Here is a 25,075-nt window from a genome sequence, read left to right on the forward strand (position 1 = left end):
TTATTTAAATTAAATTTGATATTTCTGCAGCATCCTGTAAAAATTACAGTAATGCTTTTTTAATAAGTGATGCCAGTTCGTCTTTTTGTTCGTTGATTATTTCATAATGGGTCGTATTTAAGAAATGATGCTCAAAAGTACCGTTAGTATATCCTTGCCATCCTTTCATTTTAACTTTATCTGAATTTTTATTAGCTTCTACTGCAATGATTTCACTGCTTATTTTACCTTCAAGTTTATGAGAGGCTAATATTTTTATGTTATGAAAAACTAACTGTTTAATTCGATCAAAGTCCTCTTTTCTAATTTCTTTGCCCCAGTGCGCTAATTCATTATCAATTACATCATCTGATTTTTTCTGATCAAATAAAATTTCTTCCGTTTCGTATGCACCTCTATCAATTAATATTAATTTGACATCGACATTTTCTTCTTCCAAAATTTTTGCGACTTCAAAACCTATTGTTGCACCCATTGAGTACCCCACTAAAACAGTTGGCTGATTTACTGATTTTATGGTTTTTATTTCCTGAACAAATGATCTGGCCATAACTTTTATGCTTTCATCAAATGGCTCATTTTTATCAAAACCTCGATACTGCAGTCCATATGCATTAGCTAAATTATTCAAATCTGTAGCTAAATTTTTAAAGATTATTGAAGATCCTAAAACCGGAGGAATGAAGAAAACGTTAGGAACATGATCTACTATTTTATTAAGCTTTATAAGTAAACTTTCGCTTGTAAAATTGTCATTGATTTTTCTTGCCAGCTCTAAAATTGTTGGGTTGTTATAGATATCTTTTAAAGGAACATATATTTCCAGTTCCTTCGATATCATTGCCATTATCTGCGTAGCTTTTATTGAATTTCCTCCTATTTCAAAAAAGTTGGTGTCGATACTTATTTTAGATAATTTCAAATTATCTTCCCATACTTTTTGAATTTTTTCCTCGGTTATATTTTGAGGAGCTACATATTTTTTATCCTCTCTTTTTTCGATTTTTTTATTCTCCAAAAATTTTCTGTCTATTTTCCCACTCACAGTCAATGGCAGCTTATCCATTAAAACAAATTGAGAAGGGATTAAATATGCAGGAAGGAATTGCTTCATAAAATCTTTTAGCTCAAGATAAAATAACTTATTATGCAAAAGACTGTTTGGAGTAGGTAACAGTTTTACATCAATTTTACCATTTGAAGTTATTGGAAATTCTTCTATTCTTACCAAATAATCAGGTACCATATAATGAGGCAGTTCATTTCGCAAAAATGCAATAACTTCCTTTTCCTCAACTTTATCAGATCCTTTGTAATAGGTTACTAAATGTTTGTCGTTATTATAATCTTTTTTAGCAACAGAAACACTATTTAGTATATCCGTAAATTTCTGAAGGGTATTATCTATTTCGATAGGCTCAACACGATATCCTTTAATTTTTACCTGACTGTCTTTTCTTCCACAAAATTCCAGTTCTCCATTTTCATTATATTTCGCTAAATCGCCTGTTTTATAGATTAGTCCTTCAACCGAAGGGTGAGATATAAAATGTGATTTAGTTTCATCAATCCTATTAAGATATCCTCTGGCCATACCTGATCCGGCAATAAAGATTTCACCAATTTCTCCAGTCTCAACCTCTTTTAAGTTATCATCAAATAAGTAAATTGTATGATTATTTATAGGTTTTCCTATTACATTACAATTTTCAACACTATCAATTTGAGCAAAAGAAGAACATATTGTAAACTCTGTTGGTCCATATGTATTGAATAGAGCTGTTTTTTCTATTAACTTATCAATATAAGATTTTCGCAATTCATCTCCACCACTAATAATGGCTCTTGGAATATACTGTAATCTATCTGAATTAATATTAAGTTCATTAATAACCAAAGGTGTTGTCGACAGGATTGTTACATTATGGTTATTTATCCCATCAATAATCCCTTCAATATCTCTTCCTCCTTCAGAAAGCACAACTAAAGTACCTCCTGTGGATAATATTGGGAATATTTCCTCGATAGATGTATCAAATGATATAGACGATTGCTGGATAACTGCATCTTTATTTGATAGTTCAAAATAATTAGAAAATGTTTCAACATAATCAATAACAGATCGTTGTTCAATCATTACTCCTTTTGGTTCTCCTGTTGAGCCAGAAGTATAACAAATATAACATAGGTCTGTTAAGTCTGCAGATGCATCATCTTCATGCAGATAATGATCTCCTGAATGGTGTTTTGAATAATCATAAAATAAAACAGGAACAGCATCATTCTCTATTTCATATTCGACATCCTGATCTATTATAATTAAATCTGCAGCACAATCGTTTACAATGTAATTTATTCTTGCTTCCGGATAATCTCGATCAACCGGGATATAAGCTGCACCAATTTTCATGATGGCAAGAATGGATATAATTGTTTGCTCAGACCTTCCGGCAATTAAAACTACATGGCTTCCAACGCCCAGGTTATAATCTACTCTTAATAAGGCGGCAAGCTTGTCAACTTCAGAACTTAGTTCCTTATAAGTCAAATTCTTACCCTTAAAAACAATTGCGGTATTATTTGCATTTTTATCAAATGAATCTTGAAATAATTGATATACATTCGTTTTGTTAGAGGATATTTTTTCATAATTAAAATTTTGATTTTTAACTATTGGAAAATCTTTTTCTACAGATTTTTTCTTTTTTACTTCAATAAGTTCTTCATTTTTAAGCGTATAATAAGCCATTAAGTGCCAATTATTAAACTCATCTTTTTTAGGGACTACAGCTATATTATGAACCTTAGGATGTTTTGAAATAACACTTTCTATTTCTCCCGGTTCAATTCTGGAACCGTTTATTGATATTTGATTGTCTTTTCTTCCTAAAAACTGTACCGTACCATCTTCTAACCACATTCCTAAATCTCCGGTTTTGTAAACCCTTGTGCTCTCATTTAAATTGAATTCACATTCTATAAACTGCGTTTTAGTTTTCTCTGGTGAATTTAGATAACCTTCTGCAAGACATACTCCTCCTATTGCAATCTCGCCAACAAAACCAATAGGAACTATTTTACGATTAGGATCTAATACATAGATCTGTACGTTATTAATTGGTTTTCCAATAGGAATTCTTGAACTGTTATTTTGTACAAAAGCAGGAAATGCATCAAAATAAGTAACTTCAATAGAAGCTTCTGTAGGTCCATAAAGATTTGATAATGGAATCTGAAGATGCTTATAATACTTCGTCAATATAGTCTTGGTTAATTCTTCTCCACTACAAACAATCCTTCTTAAAGAAGTAATTTTTGAAAAATCATTATCTACAGCATCTAAATAGTTATTTAACTGAGTAGGTGAAAAATGTATATAAGTTAAATTGTATTTAATGATACTTTCTGTCAGCTGAAGTGAATTTTCCTCGCCGGTAGCAAGCACTAATTTTGCGCCAAAACATAGCGGCATGAATATTTCTCCAATTGAAACATCAAAAACAAATGGCGTTTTTTGAAAAATAATATCGTTTTCTGTAAATCCATAATGATCCCAAAACCAATTTATTCTATTGATTAACCCTTCATTTTTAATTAATACTCCTTTTGGATTTCCAGTTGATCCGGAAGTATATAATATTGAAAATAGATCTTGTAAATCAACATTGACTTTAATATTTTCTGATGAAAACTCATTTAAATCATTTTTGATCTGATCCGCTTTTAGAAAAGCAACATTGTATCGTGATTCTTCCTGAACTACCTTACAGAAACTTTCGGTTATTAAAAGTTTAGCATTGGTATCATTTAGTATAAAAGATGTTCTTTCAAATGGATTTTCTTTATCAATAGGCACGTAAACTCCTCCAAGTTTGATAATACTTAAAAGGGTCACCATTCTATCGACCGTATTATCCATCATAACCCCTACACAATCTCCTTTAGAAACTTTAAATGTATCTTTGAGATAATGAGATAAACGATTTGCTTTATTATTTAATTCCTCAAAAGTTACTTCTCCATTGTCAGTAATTATAGCTGTTGATTCTGGATTTTTTTCAACACGGGATTCAATAATATGCTTCATCCCTTTATTAAAATGAAGTGTTTTAGCAGTATTATTAAATTCTGCTAAGGTTTTAACTTCCTCTTTCTCTAAATAAAAAATATCAGCAATTGGTTCATTTGGATTATTTAATACTTCTTCAAGCAAATTTTTAAAATGATGAATCATTCTTGTAATTTTATTTTTGCTAAAAAGATTTGCATTAAATCCTAAAGTTCCCATTATTGTACCATCTGGTTTTCTTTGAAAAGTATAAGATAAATCAAATTTACTGGCAATTGTATTACAAAATTCAATCTCATCTCCTAAAGAGCTGTCTGTAATTTTATTTGACGGATCTATAGAATCATCAGAATCATGATAGGATATTAATACATCAAATAATGGATTTTTTTCTGCATTAACTTCACTTTCTATTTCATTTACTAATAAATCAAATGGATAAGACTGATGTTCAAAAGCGTCCAGCGTTGTCGTTTTTACATCCTGAAGAATCTGCTTAAACGAACTTGTCCCCTTAACAGCAGTTCTAAGAGCAATGGTATTTACATAAAAACCAACCTGATCTTTTAAACTGGCATGATCTCGCCCGCTTACAACAGAACCTAAAATTATATCTTCTTCACCGGTATATCTGTGAAATAAGGATTTTAAAACCCCTATAAATATCATATATAGAGAAACATTATGCTGTTTTGCAAATTCTATCAGCTGATTTGAAATTTTATTTGAAATTTCGAAATTAGCATTGTTTCCTTCATAGGTTTGAGTTTCCTCAGATGAAAAATCTACCGGTAATTTTAATCTGGCTATTTTACCTGAAAACTTATCAATCCAATATTTTCTGGCACCATCAAAATTTCCTGTTTCGTGTAAAGTGTTTTGCCATACAGCATAATCTTTATACTGAATTGTTAATTTAGGAGTATAGGCAAAGGATCCTGTAGCTTTTGATTTGTAAATTTCGGTAAACTCGTTGCTAAGTACATTTAATGACCAGGCATCAATAATAATATGATGAAAAATAAGGACAAGCAGCATTTTTCCATCGTAATTTTTAACTAAAGATGCTTTAATTGCTGACTTAGCTAAATCAAAAGGATAAAAAAGTTCCTTCTCTATTATTGTTCTATAATCAGCGGGCGTAAAAGCCTCAAGATGATCAATATCTAACTTAAAATCATTAAATTCCTTAACAAATTGGCGAGGCTGGCCATCTACAATTTTTATAACTGTTCTAAGGATTTCATGACGTAAAATCAGATCATTAAGCGTTTCCTTAACCATATCGACATCTAACTCTCCTATAGGATAAATTAAAGGTGAATTATATAATCCCTGAGTTTCTCCAAGCTCATTAAGAATCCAAAGACGAATTTGCCCGCGTGACAATGGATAATGCGGTTGTATTGGAGCTGGTTTAATTAACTCAAACTCTTTTTCTTCAATTATCGAATTAAAAAAATCAAGAATATCTCTTTTTTTTGATTTAAGGTCTTCTATAATATCAGGTGTTAATACTCCATCCGGAGCTTTAACCTCTACTTGATTTTCCTGAATAGACACCATAATTCCTTTTCCTCTCAAATGAGTAATGTATTCGTCTGTTCTCATAGTATAAGTTTTATTTCTTCTTTATTTTCTTCTGTTGTATCTGTTATTTGTTTAATTGTAATGATATAGTTCGCTATTTCTCTAATACTTTGTTTCGTAAAAATCTCTTTCAATGTTATTTTTACAGATAACATTTTAGAAACAGTATTTACAAGAGCAATTGCTTTTAAAGAATTACCGCCCAGTTCAAAAAATCCGTCATTAACATTGATCTTTTCAATTTCTATTTGTAATAGTTCAGACCAGATTAATACCAATTGCGTTTCTATTTCGTTTGATGGAGCTTCATAAATCTTTTCTTTCTTTTCCACATCTGGTAACAATCTGCGATCTAGTTTACCAGTTGGACTTAATGGCAATTTATCTAGCTGCATATAATGACTTGGTATCATGCTAAATGGAAGTCGGTCGATTAAAAAATCTTTTAATTCAGATTTAATTATCATCTCCTCTGCTACATAATAAGCCACCAGCGTTTTATTATTTTCAATTTCACGAAGGCTGACAACTACATCCTTAATTCCTTTAAAAGATTTTAAATGGCTTTCTATTTCACCTAATTCAATTCTAACACCATTAAGTTTTATCTGCCCATCTAACCTTCCTAAATAGTCGATAGTTCCATCTGCAAGCCATCTGGCCAGATCTCCTGTTTTATATAAAAGCCCTGATCCAAATGGGTTCTTTACAAAACGTTCCTGGGTTAAATCCAAACGGTTCACATATCCTTTTGACAAACCTTTACCGCCTATATAAAGTTCCCCTTTTACCCCAACTGGCAGAAGGTTCATCTGTGCATCCAGAATATATACCTGAGTATTGGCTACAGGACGGCCTATAGAAACTTTATCTCCTTTTAATGTCTTCGGAGTTAATTTTTGGGAAATCGAGATAACCGTTGTTTCTGTTGGCCCGTATTCATTATAAAAATCATAATCTATATTATACCTTCTGGCCAGTCCTAATTTACATTCCTCTCCGGATACTACTATTCGTTTAAGGCTTGGTAAAACAGGAAGTGATAAGCTTTCTAAAAATGACGGTGTAACATTGAGGTGTGTAACCGAATGTACCTCTAAATATGCTGTAAACAAATCCTGATCTGTTAATACCACAGAATCAATTAACACCAGACTTGCTCCTGTGGTCAGGGATAACCAGATCTGTTCTACAGAAACATCAAAATAATAAGGCGAAAACTGCAGGATTTTATCACTGGATTCTATTGCTAAAAACTCACGTTCGTGATTGATCAGGTTGGTAACCGATTCATGCTCTACCATAACCCCTTTTGGATTTCCGGTAGAACCCGAAGTATAAATTACATAAGCAAGGCTCTGTGGATTTACTTTTGGAAGTGTCTTTTTTTCCAGGCTTCTAATGATCTGCTCACTATCCAGATCTTCTACAGACAGATAAGTATATCCCTGCAGGTCATCTGACTCTAAATTGCTGATCACAAACTCACAGCCGCATTCCTCCAGCATATGAGCTGTACGCGATACAGGCTGGGTCGGGTTAATCGGTACATAAGCTGCCCCGGCTTTCATAACAGTAAGGATAGCTGTTATCATTTCACTTGAACGGGTCATGATTAAACCAACTATTGAACCGGCAGTTACACCGCAGTCAATAAGATGGGATGCCCAAAGATCAGATCTGGTATCTAGATCACGATAGCTAAGACGTTCTTCTCCAAAAACAACTGCATCTGAATCTGGTGTTTCAGCACATTGCGAGATAAACATATCCAGAACTGTCTGCTGTAGGTCATAATCTGCAAAAGTATCATTGAAGTCAACCAGTAGCTGCGATTTCTCTGCTTCAGATAAAATTGTAATATCACTTATTAACTGGTTTTCATTTTCCAGTATTTCCTCAATGATTCTATGAAGGTAACTGCTGAAACGTGCAGCGCTTGAAGCCGTAAACAAATCTGTACGATAATTAAAAGAAATACCTATTTCTTCTGCATCAAGTACGGCAAGGCTCATATCAAATTTGGCAGTATTATACGCTACTTCATGATAACTGATTTTAAATTCCGGATCGTTAAAACTCGAATCATCAACCTTTTTTTGATACGTAAAAGAAACATCAAATAAAGAATTACGGCTCGCATCACGTGGAAGCTCCAGTGCATCAACCAGTTCTTCATACTGATACAGCTGATGATCAAAAGCAGATAATGCCGATTCGTGTACCGAAGCCAGAAAATCCTTGAATGAAATTCCCGAATCTACAGTATTACGAAGTGCAAGCGTGTTAACAAACATACCTACTATACCTTCAAGATCGGCATGGTGGCGTCCGGCTGTCGGAGTTCCTACAATAATATCGTCCTGATTACAGATCTTGCTGAGCAGTACATTATAAACAGCCAGAAACAAGGTATAAACCGTTACACCGCTAGAAGCTGCCAGACTGCGAAGCTTAGTGGTTTTCTCTTTATCCAAATCCAGCGAATGACTGCTGCCCTGACCGCCTTTATAAAGCGGGCGCGGATAATCCAATGGCAGGTCTAAAGCATTGATTTCTTTTGAATAAAGATCAAGCCAGTACGATTTATGGGCCAATACTAAAGACTGATGCGAATCGCTTTGCTGCCATACGGCATAATCTGTATATTGAATGCGAAGTTCATCTAACTGCAGGCCTTTGTACAATGCCCAGAATTCACGCATTAAGATCTCATGCGAAACACCGTCATTGATAATATGGTGCATGTCAAACATTAAAAGGTAATCTTCTCCTGCAACCTCCATCAGCGAGATACGGATTGGAAACTCTGCTGACAGGTTAAAGGGACGGATAAAGGCGCTGATGTAGGTATTCATTTCTGAAACATCCCCGCTGTAATGTCCCATTTTAAAAGAATTCTCATTTAATATGCGCTGTACGGGAATACCATCCACTATTTCAAATACGGTACGAAGACTTTGATGGCGCGAAACTAATTTTGCAAAAGCGGTCTCTAAACGGGAAACATCAAGCGGTCTGCCAATCCTGAAAAATCCCGGCATATTGTATGCTGTGCTCTCTTTGTCAAACTCATATAGAAAATACATGCGTTTCTGTGCAGAAGATAACGGGTAATAATCCTGCGGCTGTGCCTGAGGAATTGATACAAAACCAACCTTCTCGGCACTTAAAATATATATTGATAATTCAGATATAGTACGGTGTTCAAATAAATCACGCAGTGAAATATTAACCGAGAATACTTTATTAATTTTATTACTCAGGGTAATAGCCATTAAAGAGTGCCCGCCCAGATTAAAAAAATCGGAGTGGATGCTGATTTTATCAGCCGCAATACCCAGAACATCAGACCATATCATGACCAGTTTCTCCTGATCTTCATTTTCAGCAGCAGCATATACCTCTCCGGCTGTAAAATCTGGATTAGGAAGTGCCCTTTTATCTACTTTACCATTAGCCGTAACCGGAAAACTATCCAGCCAGATATAGGCTGCAGGGATCATGTAATCAGGAAGTTTTGCCGATAATATGGATTTTATTTTAGCACTTTCCAGCTGCTCACTGCCGCTTAAATAAGCAATCAGCTGTTTGTTGTCGTCTGATCCGTGGGCAATTACTAAAACCTGGTTTACTGTATCAATTGCTTCTAATTGAGATTCAATTTCTCCCAGTTCGATACGATAACCGCGAAGTTTTATCTGGTTATCGTTACGCCCTAAATAATCGATGGTTCCATCAGAAAACCATCGAGCCAAATCTCCTGTTTTATACAAAAGCCCAGTTCCAAAAGGGTTCTCTACAAAACGTTCCTGGGTTAAATCCAAACGGTTCAAATAGCCTTTTGACAAACCTTTACCGCCTATGTAAAGCTCCCCTTTTACCCCAATTGGCAGAAGGTTCATCTGCGCATCCAGAACATATACCTGAGTATTGGCTACAGGACGGCCTATAGAAACTTTATCGCCTTTTAATGCCTCAGGAGTTAATTTTTGGGAAATAGAGATAACCGTTGTTTCTGTCGGTCCGTATTCATTATAAAAATCATAATCTTCGTTGTACCTGCGGGCAAGTCCTAATTTACACTCTTCTCCAGATACTACTATTCGTTTAAGGTTTGGTAAAGCAGGAAGCGATAAACTCTCTAAAAAGGACGGCGTAACATTAAGATGTGTAACCGAATGTGTTTCCAGATATGCTGCAAACAAATCCTGATCTGTTAATACCACAGAATCAATTAATACCAGACTCGCTCCCGTGGTCAGCGATAACCAGATCTGTTCTACAGAAACATCAAAATAATAAGGCGAAAACTGCAGGATTTTATCGCTGGCTTCTATCGCTAAGAATTCACGTTCGTGGTTGATTAAATTTGTAACCGATTCATGTTCAACCATAACCCCTTTTGGATTTCCGGTAGAACCTGAAGTATAAATAACATAAGCAAGGCTCTGTGAATTTACTTTTGGAAGTGTCTTTTTTTCCAGGCTTCTTATTATCTGCTCGCTGTCCAGATTTTCCACAGACAGATAAGTATAGCCATCCAATTCATCGGATTGTTTCTCTAAATTACTGATCACAAACACACAGCCGCATTCCTCCAACATATGAGCCGTACGCGATACAGGCTGGGTCGGGTTAATCGGTACATAAGCTGCCTCGGCTTTCATAACGGCAAGAATAGCTGTTATCATTTCGCTTGAACGGGTCATGATTAAACCAACTATTGAACCTGCAGCTACACCCGAATCAATAAGATGGGATGCCCAAAGATCAGATCGCTCGTCAAGATCACGATAACTAAGGCGCTCTTCTCCAAAAACAACTGCATCTGAATCTGGTGTTTCAGCACATTGCGAGATAAACATATCCAGAACTGTCTGCTGCAGGTCATAATCTGCAAAAGTGTCGTTAAACTCCACCAGCTGTTGTGATGTCTCTGCTTCAGATAAAATTGTAATATCACTTATTAACTGGTTTTCATTTTCCAGTATTTCCTCAATGATTTTATGAAGATAGCTGCTGAAACGTGCCAGGCTTGAAGCTGTAAACAAATCTGTACGATAACCAAAATCAAGGCTTATTTCTTCTGCATCCAGTATAGCAAGGCTCAGATCAAATTTGGCAATATTATACGATACTTCATGATAACTGATCTTAAGTTCCGGATCACTAAAACCGGAATCATCAACCTGTTTGTTGTAGGTGAATAAAACATCAAATAATGGGCTGCGGCTCGCATCACGAGGAAGGTCAAGTGCATCAACCAGTTCTTCATACTGATACAGCTGATGATCAAAAGCGGATAATGTCGATTCGTGTACCGAAGCCAGAAAATCTTTGAATGAAATCCCAGAATCTACATTATTACGAAGTGCAAGTGTATTGACAAACATCCCCACTATGCCTTCAAGATCAGCATGATGGCGTCCGGCTGTCGGCGTCCCCACAATAATATCGTCCTGATTGCAGAGCTTGCTGAGCAGTACATTATAAACAGCCAGAAACAAGGTGTAAACCGTTACACCGCTTGAAGCTGCCAGACTTCGAAGCTTGGCGGTTTTCTCTTTATCCAGATGCAGCGAATGACTGCTGCCCTGACCGCCTTTATAAAGCGGACGAGGATAATCCAACGGCAGGTCTAAAGCATTGATCTCTTTTGAATAAAGATCAAGCCAGTACGATTTATGGGTCGATACTAAAGACTGATGCGAATCACTCTGCTGCCATACGGCATAATCTGTATATTGAATACGCAGCGCATCTAACTGCAGTCCTTTGTACAATGCCCAGAATTCACGCATTAAAATCTCATGCGAAACACCGTCATTGATAATATGGTGCATATCAAACATTAAAAGGTAATCTTCTCCCGTTACTTCCATCAGCGAAATGCGGATTGGAAACTCTGCTGACAGGTTAAAGGGACGGATAAAGGCATTGATATAGCCATCTATCTCTGAAACATTACCGCTGTAATGTCCCATTTTAAAGGAATTCTCGTTTAGTATGCGCTGTACAGGAATACCATCCACTATTTCAAATACGGTACGAAGACTTTGATGGCGCGAAACCAATTTTGCAAAGGCGGTTTCTAAACGGGAAACATCAAGCGGTCTGCCAATCCTGAAAAAACCGGGCATATTATAAGCCGTGCTCTCTTTATCAAACTCGTATAAAAAATACATGCGTTTCTGTGCAGAAGATAATGGGTAATAATCTTCTTGCTGTGCCTGCGGAATCGATATAAAACTAACCTTCTCGGCACTTAAAATATATATTGATAATTCAGATATAGTACGGTGTTCAAATAAATCACGCAGTGAGATATTAACCGAGAATACTTTATTGATTTTATTACTCAGGGTAATGGCCATTAAAGAGTGTCCGCCCAGATTAAAAAAGTCGGAGTGGATACTAATTTTATCAGCCACAATACCCAAAACATCAGACCATATCATGACCAGTTTCTCCTGATCTTCATTTTCGGCAGCGACATATACCTCTCCGGCTGTAAAATCAGGATTAGGAAGTGTCCTTTTATCTACTTTACCATTAGCGGTAACCGGAAAACTATCCAGCCAGATAAAGGCTGAAGGGATCATGTAATCAGGAAGTTTTGATGATAATATGGATTTGATTTTAGCACTTTCCAGCTGCTCACTGCCGCTTAAATAAGCAATCAGCTGTTTGTTGTCGTCTGATCCGTGGGCAATTACTAAAACCTGATTTACTGTATCAATTGCTTCTAATTGAGATTCGATTTCTCCCAGTTCGATGCGGTAACCGCGAAGTTTTATCTGGTTATCGTTACGTCCTAAATAATCGATAGTTCCGTCAGCAAACCATCTGGCCAGATCTCCTGTTTTGTATAAAAGCCCCGTTCCAAAAGGGTTCTCTACAAAACGCTCTTGAGTTAAATCCAAACGGTTTAAATATCCTTTTGACAAACCTTTACCGCCGATATAAAGTTCCCCTTTTACCCCAATTGGAAGAAGGTTCATCTGCCCATCAAGAATATAAGCTTGAGCATTGGCTACAGGACGGCCGATAGAAACTTTACTTTGTATATTTTCTTTTACTATTTTATGAATTGTAAAAGTTACAGTGGTCTCTGTTGGACCATATTTATTATAAAACGAATATTTATTTGAAATTTTTTCTGCTAATTGAAGCTTACAAATTTCCCCTCCAGATATCACTCGGCGAAGAGTTGACACTCCTTCAAAATCAACTTTTTCCAGGAAAGATGGTGTACTATGGAAATGAGTTATCCCCTTTTCTATTAAATAGGAATTAAGAATACTACTTTCTAAAAGCGTTGCTTCATCAACAAGAACCAGAGCTGCACCTGTTGTTAGGGATAACCAAATCTGTTCTACAGAAGGGTCAAAATAGTAAGGTGAAAACTGCAGGATTCTATCACTTGATTCTATTGAAAAGAATTCACGCTCATAATTAATCAGGTTGGTAACCGATTCGTGATGAACCATAACCCCTTTTGGATTTCCGGTAGAACCCGAAGTATAAATTACATAAGCAAGGCTCTGTGAATTTACTTTTGGAAGTTTCTTTTTTTCCAGGCTTCTAATGATCTGCTCACTGTCCAGATCTTTCACAGACAAGTAAGTATATCCTAACAGTTCATTCGGCTGCTTCTCTAAGTTGCTGATCACAAACACGCTGCCGCATTCTTCCAGCATATGAGCTGTACGTGATACAGGCTGGATTGGGTTAATTGGCACATAAGCTGCCCCGGCTTTCATAACAGCAAGAATAGCCGTTATCATTTCGCTTGAACGGGTCATGATTAAACCAACTATTGAACCTGCAGCTACATCCGAATCAATAAGATGAGATGCCCAAAGATCAGATCGCTCGTCAAGATCACGATAACTAAGGCGTTCTTCTCCAAAAACAACTGCATCTGAATCTGGTGTTTCAGCACATTGCGAGATAAACATATCCAGAACTGTCTGCTTCAGGTCATAATCTGCAAAAGTATCATTGAAGTCAACCAGTAGCTGCGATTTCTCTGCTTCTGATAAAATTGTAATATCCCTTATTAATTGATTTTCATTTTCCAGAACTTCTTCGATAATTCTATGAAGATAGCTGCTGAAACGTGCCAGACTTAAAGCTGTAAACAAATCTGTACGGTAACCGAAGTTAAGGATGATTTCTTCTGCGTCCAGTACGGCAAGGCTCAGATCAAATTTGGCAATATCATAGGATACTTCATGATAGCTGATCTTAAGCTCCGGATCGTTAAACCCGGAATCATCAACCTGATTTTGATAAGAGAAAAAAACATCAAATAACGGGCTGCGGCTCGCATCACGCGGAAGCTCCAGTGCATCAACCAGTTCTTCATACTGATACAGCTGATGATCAAAAGCAGATAATGTCGATTCGTGTACCGAAGCCAGAAAATCTTTGAATGAAATTCCGGAATCTACATTATTACGAAGCGCAAGTGTGTTGACAAACATACCCACTATACCTTCAAGATCAGCATGGTGGCGTCCGGCTGTGGGAGTTCCTACAATAATATCATCCTGATTGCAGACCTTGCTGAGCAGTACATTATAAACAGCCAGAAACAAGGTGTAAACCGTTACACCACTAGAAGCTGCCAGACTGCGTAGTCTCGCACTCTGCTGTTTATTAAGATGCAGCGAATGGCTATTGCCCTGACCGCCTTTATAAAGCGGGCGCGGATAATCCAATGGCAGGTCTAAAGCACTGATCTCTTTTGAATAAAGATCAAGCCAGTACGATTTATGGGCCAATACTAAAGACTGATGCGAATCGCTTTGCTGCCATACGGCATAATCTGTATATTGAATGCGAAGTTCATCTAACTGCAGGCCTTTGTACAACGCCCAGAATTCACGCATTAAAATGTCATGTGAAACACCATCATTGACAATATGGTGCATGTCTAACATTAAAAGGTAATCTTCTCCCGCAACTTCCATAAGCGAGATGCGGATTGGAAACTCTGCAGACAGGTTAAAAGGACGGACAAAGGTATTGATGCAGTCATCTATCTCTGAAACATTACCGCTGTAATGCTCCATTTTAAAGAAATTATCATTTAATATGCGCTGTACAGGAACGCCGTCCACTATTTCAAATACGGTACGAAGGCTTTGATGGCGTGAAACCAATTTTGCAAAGGCGGTTTCTAAACGGGAAATATCAAGCGGTCTGCCAATCCTGAAAAAAACAGGTACATTGTAAGCGGTGCTTTTTTTGTCAAACTCGTATAGAAAATACATGCGCTTCTGCGCTGATGATAATGGGTAATAAGCGCTCTCAGGAGCTTTGGATATACCAATAAAAAGTTCTTTTTTACTTTTTATCAAATTAAAAAACTCTAAAATATCTGTTTTTCTAACTTTTAGTTCTTCAATTATTTCAGAAGTTAAAGCATCATTTGGATCCTCAACCGCAATTTTATTTTCTTGTGAAGTAACTATAATATTTAGGCTTCTTAAATAAGTAATGTATTCGTCTGTTGTCATAGTACAAGTTTTACTTCTCCATTAATATCTGCTTTAATATTTTTTATCTGATTAACTGTCACGATGTAATCAGCAATTTCTCTTATGGTTTGTTTTATAAAAATTTCTTTCAGGGTAATTTTTACAGACAATGTTTTAAAGATTGTATTTACAAGTGAAATTGCCTTTAAAGAATTGCCTCCCAATTCAAAAAATCCATCATCAACATTAATTTTTTCTATTTCTAGTTGTAATAGCTCTGACCAAATCAATACCAGCTGTTTTTCTATTTCATTTGACGGGGCTTTATAAATCCATTCTTTCTTTTGTGGGGCGGGCAGTGATCTACGATCCAGTTTGCCTGTTGGGCTTAATGGCAGTTTATCCAGCTGCATATAATAGCTTGGTATCATACTGAATGGCATTTGATCTATCAAGTGGCTTCTTAATTCCGAAGGAGATATAACATCATCAGAAACATAATATGCTATCAAAAATTTATTATTTTGGATTTCGCGAAGACTAACAACAGCGTCTTTAATGCCTTTAAATGTATTTAACTGGCTTTCGATTTCACCTAATTCTATCCTGACTCCATTAAGTTTTATCTGATCATCTAATCTTCCTAAAAATTCTATTGTACCATCTGGAAGCCATCTTGCTAAATCTCCCGTTTTATAAACTTTTCCTTCGCCAAATGGATTATTTATGAATTGGCTTTCTGTCAATTCAGGACGATTTAAGTATCCCTTTGACAAACCTTTACCAGCTATATAAAGCTGACCGGTAAATCCTATTGGAACTAAATTTAGATTAGTATCTAAAATGAACGCTTTTGCATTTGCTATTGGGCGGCCAATAGCAATGTTTTTTCTGCTAATCATTTCCTGAGTCACTTTACCAGAGATAGTGATAACGGTCGTTTCTGTTGGCCCATATTCATTATAAAAATCATATTCCTTATAATATTTCTCTGCCAAATTCACCTTACATTCTTCTCCGGAGGCAACAATTCGTTTAAGGTTGAATAATTTTGGAATGTCTAAACCGTTCAAAAAAGAAGGTGTTACATTTAGCATCGTGACACTTTCTTTTTCCAGATAGTGTATCAATTGTTTTCTGTCGCTCAATGTATTTTTATGCACTAAAACCAGTTTTGCTCCAGTTGTTAAAGCCAGCCAGATCTGTTTAACAGATGCATCAAAGTAATAGGGAGAGAATTGTAATATACTATCAAAGGCATCAATATTTAAAAAATTACGTTCATGATTAATGAAGTTTGATACATTTTTGTGCTGTGTCATTACCCCTTTTGGCTGTCCGGTAGATCCAGATGTATAAATAACATATGCCAAATCATCCGGAGAAGAAAATGTAGTTTGCCGGGCTTTATTTATTACAGTTTTATCCAATTTTTCTGTTCCTAAATAAAGGTAAGATTGTTTCAGCTCGTCAGGAACAATCTCTAGATTTCCAATAACAAAACTACTTCCGCTTTCTTTTAAAATATGAAGTGTGCGGGATAAAGGCTGCTCCGGATCGATAGGCAGATATGCTGCTCCTGCTTTCATTACTGCCAGGATTGCTGTAATCATTTCTGTTGATCTTGATATTATTAAACCTATTATTGAGCCGGAAATTATTCCTGATTCAATAAGGTTTGACGCCCAACGATCAGAACGGGTATTTAAATCATCGTAAGTAATACGTTCGTCTCCAAATACAATTGCTTCTGCATAGGGTGTTTTTAAGGATTGAGCCACAAACATGTCTAATACAGTCTCTTCTAAATCATAATCTACCGCAGTATCATTAAAGTCAACCAGTAATTGTGATTTTTCTTTTTTCGATAATATTTCAATGTTTTTTATTAGTTGATTCGGATCTTTGAGAACTGTTTCAATAATTCGAATCATGTAATTTGAAAAACGACTGATACTTGATTGCTTAAACAAATCTGTTCGATAGGTAAATGACAAACTGATTTCTTCGGAATCCAATACTGCTAAATTGAGGTCAAACTTGGCCGTAATTTTAGGAGATGCATCATAATGCTCTATTTTAATATTGGAATTGCTAAGCTTTAATCCTTCCATTTCCTGACGATAGGAGAAGAATACATCAAACAAGGGATTACGACCGGCAGTACGGGGTATGTCTAATGTTTCAACCAGTTCTTCGTATTGAAATGTGTGATGGTCAAAAGCTCTCATCGCGGATTCTTGTACCGAAAATAAAAAATCACTAAAACTCTTATCCGAATCAACACGATTGCGCAAGGCAAGTGTATTTACAAACATTCCTGCTATTTCTTCCAAATCAGAATGATGACGTCCAAGAGTAGAAGTCCCAACTATAACATCATCCTGATTTGACAGCCTGCTAAGCAAAATGTTATAAATCGCTAAAAAAAAGGTGTACGTAGTGATTCCTTCAGTACTTATAAAAGCACGTAACTTATCGCTCTGTGATTTATTAAAATGTACAGAATGAGTATCTCCCCGATCACTTTGTTCTAATGACCTGGAATAGTCTACAGGTAATTCCAAAGAGAAAAAATCCTCCGCAAAAGTATCTAACCAATACGATTTGTGACTGGAAACCAAAGTTTGGTGTACTTTGCTCTGCTGCCATACAGCATAATCTTTATATTGAACAGGCAAAACGTTTAAGGCTTCTCCACTATACAACGACCAAAAATCATGCATCAAAATCTCCATGGTTCTTCCATCGCTTACAATATGATGCAAATCGATACCTAAAATACAAGTGTGTTCTGACTCCTTTATTATTATTACTCTTATCGGCAATTGTTTTGAAAGGTCAAATGGGCGTATAAAATCTCTTATTACAGATGCTGTTGTTAAATTATCATTTGCTGCATATTCAATCGAAAATGAAACATCATGAGCTAATCGCTGAACAGGACTGCCGTCTTGCAATTCAAATATTGTTCGTAAGCTCTCATGGCGATCTACTAACTTTTTAAATGTTTTTTCCAGTTGATGAAAATCAATATTCCCTTCCAGCTTTAAAAACATTGGCATATTATACGTTGTTCCGCTTTTATCAAATTCGTACAAAAAATACATACGCTGTTGTGCTGAAGACAATGGATAATAATTGCTTACAGGAGCTTTAGAAATAGGTATAAAGGATTCTTTTTTAGTTTTAATCGAGCCGAAAAAGTCTAAAATTTCTAATCTTTTAGACTTAAGCTCGTCAATTATTTGAGAAGTTAAAACATCATCTGGATCTTCTACTGCAATTTTATCTTCTTTCACAGTAATAATGATGTTTTCGTCTCTCAAATGAGAAATATACTCATCTATTTTCATATGAATAATTTGATTTTTTGCTGATTTTTCTCTGTGTCCGATTCCATTTGTTTAACCGTAATAATGTAATCTGATATGCCTTTCACTGTTTGTTTTTCAAAAACCTGACTTAAGGCTATATCAACAGCAAAAACTTTAAAGATTGTATTAACAAGGGTAATTACTTTTAACGAATGACCTCCTATGTCAAAAAAGTTAGTTTCTACCCCTATTTTTTCTTTTTCAATACTTAAAATTTCAGACCATATCTCTACTAATTTTTCTTCGGTTTCGTTAGATGGTTTTACATATGTTTCTGCGCTTAATATCTCAGGATCAGGTAAAGCAGATCTGTTCAATTTCCCGTTTGAGGTTATTGGAAGTTCATTTAACTTAACAAAATAAGATGGAATCATATAAGCCGGTAAAGACTTTGCTAAATAATTTTTTAGCTTTTCCAGTTCTAATGTTTCGTTATTTTCAGCAACATAGTACGCTACAATACAATAGTCATTATTGTATTTTCTATAATCAACTGCGCCTGCAAGAATTTGCGGATAATCAATTAAATAGCTTTCTATTTCTCCTAGTTCGATTCGGTTTCCTCTCAATTTGATCTGGCCGTCAATTCTGCCTAAGTATTCAATATTACCATCAGGAAGCCATCTGGCCATATCACCGGTCTTATATAATTTATATTTGTCCTTTTTGTTAAATGGATTATTTATAAATTTTTGAGACGTTAATTCCGGTTTGTTTAAATATCCTTTTGCAACTTGTACGCCTCCAATAAGCAATTCGCCTTTTACACCTACTGACTGAATTTTGCATTCACTATCTACAATATAAAGCTGTGTATTTGCAATAGGCTTACCTATTGAAACTTTACCTTCTTTTTGATGGGTTAAATCTATGGCAGTAACATCAATTGCTGCTTCGGTTGGGCCGTACAAATTATGAATACTAACACCCGGAAGTCTGGTTTGAAAATCTTTTAATGTCGCAGATTTTAATTCTTCTCCGCTGCAAATTACACTTCTTAACTGGCCTCCATTAAAGTTTTCCAGATTTATTAAAAATGCAGATAACATTGAGGGTACAAAATGCATTAATGTAATATTCTCTTTCTCTAAAATTTCTTCGAGATAAGTAGTTTCTTTATGACCTTCTGGTTTTGCAAATACTAATTTTGCTCCGGTAATTAAAGGAAGTATTAATTCCCAAACGGATACATCAAAGCAAAAATTTGTTTTTTGTAAAATGTTGTCTTTAGCTGTTACATTAAAATGATCGCGCATCCAGGCCAATCTGTTATAGATACCTTCATGAGAATTCATTACTCCTTTAGGTTTGCCGCTCGTTCCTGATGTGTAAATAACATAGGCTAAAGAGGTTTCACTTATTTTAACTTCCGGAGCTGATTTTAACTGTTTATCATAAATGGTTTTATCATCTAAGATTAATTTTGGTATATCAAAGCTGTTTTCATATTTGGACTCGGTTAAAATAAATGAAGACTGAATATCTTCTAAAATATAATCAATTCTATTTTGCGGATATGTAGGGTCTATAGGAACATAGGCCCCTCCTGCTTTTAGAATGGCTAAAATTCCTATTATCATTTCTAATGAACGATCTAAAGATATAGGAACAAGAGTTTCAGAATTTACCCCAATCTGAATCAGCTTATGAGATAACTGGTTTGATAAAGTTTCCAGCTCACTATAGGAAATCGCTTTATTATCAATTACAGCAGCAATACTTTCTGGTGCTGATTTTACCTGCTCTTTAAACAAATCTAAAATTGTTTCGTTTTGAGGGTAACTGAACTCTGTGTTATTAAATTCTTTTGTAATTACGTTTTGTTCTTCTTCATTTAAAACACAAGTATCATCCAGCATCTTATCTGCATCATTTAATATTTGATCCAGTGTACTTTTAAAATAAGAAGATAGTTTAGCAGATTGTTCTGCTTCGAAAAAAGAGGTAGAATAAACGATACGGAAAATAAAATCGTCATTATTAGCAATGATATGAAGGTTAAGCAGTGTATTTTCATTTAAATAACTGGTTCTTGCATTTGATGGTCCAAAATAATTTTCGTCATATCCTTGGAAATCATTGTATACTCTAAAATCTATATAATTTAACTTAACGTCAAAGATTGGATTTGCATTGAATGTTTTCTCATCAATAAATTCTAATATTTTATAAAAAGGTACTCGCTCATGATACTTTAATTCTGTGAATTTTTGTTCAATAAAGTTTACATACTCTCCCCATGTTAAATTTTCAGGTATTTGAACTCTAAGCGGAACTGTATTTAAGAAACAACCCAAAAGATATTCTCCATCTGGAATTAATGGTCGAATATTGGTCACAACTCCCATAGTTATGTCATTTTCAAAATTTATTCTTCTTAGAGCATAGATAATTGCCGAAAAGCATAAGTGTTTAAAGCTTGTGTTAAATTTACTTGCCGCTGCTTCTAGTTTTTTTCTATATTCTCTTCCAAAATCATGGTCATCAGTAATAAATACATGAGGTTTACCTGTTGGGAATAATTCAAAACGATTGTAGCCGGATAACTCTTTCTGCCAGTAATTTTTACTGGATTCGCTATTAATTGCGGCCAATTCGCCAAGTATCTGATCTTTATAACTACCGGTTATTTGCTTTGGAAGATAATTTTGATCTTTTTTAAGTGCTATTGCCGTATTGTTTAGCTCTGTTAAAAAAGAAGCCAGACTCCACCCATCAAATAAGGAATGATTAAAATCAAATAAAAGATATTGAAACCCTTCACGAACTTTAATAATGTGCATTCTCCATATTAAGGAAAGCGACAATTCTGTTGTTCTAAGTTTTTCTTCTTCTAATTTATTTTCTATAAATTTATCCTGCTCTTCTTTACTTAAATGGCATATATCTATAAAATGAACATCGGGTTCAATTTCTTTCAATATAATGTGCGTTAGGTTTTTTAGATCGTATATCTTTCTTAACTCACTGTGTTTTCTAATCATCATATTCAGTGTGTTTTTGAAAATTTCAAAATCGAAATTTTCAAATGGCACGTCATACATATTTTGTTCGTGATACATGATGTTATGGATACTATCTGTATTACCTAATAAAGAATAATAAACCATTCCTTTCTCGATACCATTCATAGGATATACCTCTTCATAGTTATCTAAAAATTCGTTTTCTGCTCTATATGTTTCCTGAAATAACTTAAGTTCTTTTATTGCTTCTTTCTTTAAGAATGCTTGTTCTTCGCCTTTATTAGATTTTAAAGCCACTACAAGTTCCTTAATAGTTGGAAAAGAATATAAGTCTGCAATCATTAATGATGCTGATAATTTTTCGTTTATAGTCGATATTAATGCAATGGCTCTCAACGAATCTCCTCCCAGACTAAAGAAATTATCCATTATTCCCACTTGCTCTATATCCATATATTTCGCCCAAATCTCACACATGATTTGTTCTTCCTTATTAGTAGGGGCTATATAATTGCCTAAAAAACCAATTTTAGGTTCTGGTAATTTGGCGATATCGATTTTATTATTAGAAGTAAATGGCATTTCGTCAATCTTAACATAAAATGACGGGATCATATAATGAGGAAGAAGTTCTTCCAGATAAGATCTTAAATTATTTATATCCAGTTCTTCTTTACCTACGTAATATGCACATAAATAAGGTTCATCTTTTTTAGACACTCTCATAATCACAACTGCATTGTCGATTAGTTTGTGCTGATATAAATGATGCTCTATTTCTTTTAATTCAATTCTAAATCCTTTTAATTGTATTTGATTATCAGAACGTCTTTTATATTCTAAATCTCCATTTTCCAATAATACAGCCAAATCACCAGATCGATATAAGCGGTCTCCTTCTTTAAAAGGATTTTTTATAAATCTTGAATCTGTTAATTCCTTATTATTCATGTATCCGCGTGCAACTCCCTCGCCCCCAACGTAGATTTCACCAATAACCCCTACTGGTACCGGTTTCATATTGTTGTCTAATAAATAAATAGATCCGGTTGGTAAGGCTTTTCCAATGTTGCTTATACTGTGCTGTATTTCTGCGTCTCCAATTTCTTTATAAGTCATATGCACCGTTACTTCTGTAATACCGTACATATTGATCAATTTTGTATTTGGATATAAATCTCTCCAATGATTTAATTTAGATGGTGTTAAAGCTTCTCCTCCAAAAACCACATAGCGCAAGGCATTAAGATTTGCGTTTTTCTCAATGCTTTCTCTAATTAAATTATAAAATGAAGTTGGGGTTTGATTTAAAACAGTCACTTTATTGTCTTCCATTATTTTTACAAATCTTGAAGGATCTCGTGCTTCCAGAGTAGTAATGATAATCAAAACTCCGCCATAAAGTAATGGTCCGTACATTTCCCAAACGCTAAAATCAAAACAATGGCTGTGGAACATTGTCCATACATCTTTGTCTGTAAAATCAAATTGGAATCCTTTATTAAAAAGAAGACGTACCACATTTCTATGTTCTACCATAACTCCTTTTGGAACTCCGGTTGTTCCTGATGTATATATGATGTAACACATATCATTAGGAGAATTTACAATATCCAGATTTGATTTATCTTTAATTTCATCTGCTTCAGAGATAAATATATTAGATACGTCTTTTTTATCTACAATATTTTCAAATTCCGGTATTGTAAGGATCATTTTAAGACCACTGTTTTCAACAATGTAATCGATACGGTTTTGCGGATAATTTACATCAATTGGCACATACACTCCTCCAGCTTTAAGAATACCAAGCATTCCTATAACCACCTCAAAACTTTTCTCCATCAATATTCCAACCACGCCTTCTCGTTCTAATCCTTTGGCTCTTAGCAATCTTGCTACCTGATTGGCTCTTTCATTTAGTTCGTTGTATGATAAAGTCTCGTTTCCTAGAACTAAAGCTGTATTATCCTGACTTTTAACAACTTGTTCTTCAAATAGATCAATTATGGTCAGATTTTGGTTGTACGCTACATCTGTAAAATCATTTAGCTGCAATAATTCATTACTCGACTCTTGATTAAGAAGTGTTATTTTATCCAGAATAACAGACTCATTTTCTGCAACCTGATCTAATATATTGATAAAATAATCGAAAAATCTTTCAATAGTTTCTTTCTTAAATAATTGAGTACTGTATTCAAATGTGCAGGCAAGTTCATTTTCTTTCTCGCTAAAATGCATTATTAAATCAAACTTTGAAGTTGATTTATTTATCTCAAAAGGTTTTATTTCTAAATCATTTATAGCAACTACTGTCTGCTCAAAATTGTCTAATGTGATAAGCGTATTAAAAAATGGGTTCATTTCATTGCTTTGTCTTGAACCTAAATCATCTAATAATGCTTCAAATGGATATTCCTGATTATCAAAACAATGAACAATTTTTGAGCTAACTTCTTTTAAATAATCACTAAAGCTGATTTCATTTTTAAAGTTGATTCTGATTGCCAGGGTATTGACAAACATACCAATCATGTTCTCTAAACTCCAATGACGTCTTCCTGCTACCGGAGTACCAATTGCTAAATCGTCAATGCCTGTTAATTTGGCTTGTAAGATGCTGTACAAAGAAGTAAGTACACTAAACAAAGAAGTTTCAGAGTTTTTGGCAAGTTCTTCCAGTGCTTTTCTTCTTTTTCCTTTAATGGTGAAATTTGCGTAAGCTCCTTCAAACGAAATTTTGTTTGATTTTTTAAAATCAGCAGGCAAAATAGCCGTGTTTTTAAATCCATTTAACTCCTTAAGCCAGAATGCTTTTTGCAAAGAAAGATTCTTTTGATAATCTTCGCTAAAATACCAGTCTGCATAATCTTTGTATTGTAAAGTAAGTTCCGGCAATTCTTGTTTACTGTAAAGAGAAACGAGATCACGCAAAAATACCTGTAATGAAATCCCATCAAAAATAATATGATGTACGTCCATTAATAAAATAAATCTATCTGCCTGAAGTTCTACCAGTTTTGCTCTAACCAATGGTGCTTTCTCCAGATTAAAAGAAAATGAAAAGTTTTCGACAATTTCTTTTAACCCTTTCTCGTCAGACTTAATATGTTCTAATTCAAAATCGAATTTTTCCAGTACCTTTTGTATTGGCTCGTAATTGTTATCGAGTAAAAAAGAAGTTCGTAAACTTTCATGTCTTTGAATCAATTCAATAAAAGCCTTTTGTAATTGCAAAACATCTACTGCTCCTATTAATTCTGAAGCAAAAGGAATGTTGTATACATTAGAATCTTTTGCCAGACCCTGCAGCACATATAAACGAGCCTGAGGAGGTGTTAATTTTGTAGAAACAGCATTTTTTTTCTTTGGAATTTCTAAAGAGTTTATATTCTTTGTTCTACTTTCATGGATGTAATCAATTAATTCAATTTTATTTTTTTTGATTTCATCAATTAAGTCGTTTTCTTCAAAGTCATCAGGTACACTTAATTTTAAGTTACCATCCTCAACACTTAAATGAACATCCAGATTTTTTAGTTTTAAAAATAATTCTTCCATGTTTTTTTTGTCTTCGAT

4 protein-coding genes are annotated in these 25,075 nt (G+C 34.7%); all 4 read right to left on the reverse strand.

The genetic code is table 11. The features are described 5' to 3' along the window. Positions 1-43 precede the first annotated feature (43 nt). Genes FLAPXU55_RS16040 through FLAPXU55_RS16055 form a run of 4 tightly spaced genes read right to left on the reverse strand, consistent with a single transcriptional unit; the run spans position 44 to position 25,057 of the window. The gene (locus FLAPXU55_RS16040) at positions 44-5,680 is read right to left on the reverse strand and encodes a non-ribosomal peptide synthetase (protein WP_180859389.1); all 5,637 of its coding nucleotides are present in this window, start codon (positions 5,678-5,680) and stop codon (positions 44-46) included. Then, entirely contained in the window at positions 5,677-15,189 is a 9,513-nt protein-coding gene (locus FLAPXU55_RS16045; protein WP_180859391.1) for a non-ribosomal peptide synthetase, read from the reverse strand. The genes FLAPXU55_RS16040 and FLAPXU55_RS16045 overlap by 4 nt, the downstream gene beginning before the upstream one ends. Beyond that, positions 15,186-18,506: a non-ribosomal peptide synthetase gene (locus FLAPXU55_RS16050; protein ID WP_180859393.1), complete on the reverse strand. Its 3,321-nt coding sequence runs from the start codon at positions 18,504-18,506 to the stop codon at positions 15,186-15,188. Before FLAPXU55_RS16050 ends, FLAPXU55_RS16045 begins: the two co-directional genes overlap by 4 nt. Further along, positions 18,503-25,057 (reverse strand): non-ribosomal peptide synthetase, encoded by a 6,555-nt coding sequence (locus tag FLAPXU55_RS16055; protein ID WP_180859395.1) that lies wholly within the window; start codon positions 25,055-25,057, stop codon positions 18,503-18,505. Before FLAPXU55_RS16055 ends, FLAPXU55_RS16050 begins: the two co-directional genes overlap by 4 nt. Positions 25,058-25,075: the final 18 nt, after the last annotated feature.

Origin of the sequence: Flavobacterium panici, from assembly GCF_903819335.1 — a bacterium.
Lineage (GTDB): Bacteria > Bacteroidota > Bacteroidia > Flavobacteriales > Flavobacteriaceae > Flavobacterium > Flavobacterium panici.

Bases quoted from the DNA above. Each gene is read 5' to 3' on its own strand.
- FLAPXU55_RS16050 (WP_180859393.1), bottom strand. From the start codon at position 18,506: ATGAAAATAGATGAGTATATTTCTCATTTGAGAGACGAAAACATCATT.
- FLAPXU55_RS16045 (WP_180859391.1), bottom strand. From the start codon at position 15,189: ATGACAACAGACGAATACATTACTTATTTAAGAAGCCTAAATATTATA.
- FLAPXU55_RS16055 (WP_180859395.1), bottom strand. From the start codon at position 25,057: ATGGAAGAATTATTTTTAAAACTAAAAAATCTGGATGTTCATTTAAGT.
- FLAPXU55_RS16040 (WP_180859389.1), bottom strand. From the start codon at position 5,680: ATGAGAACAGACGAATACATTACTCATTTGAGAGGAAAAGGAATTATG.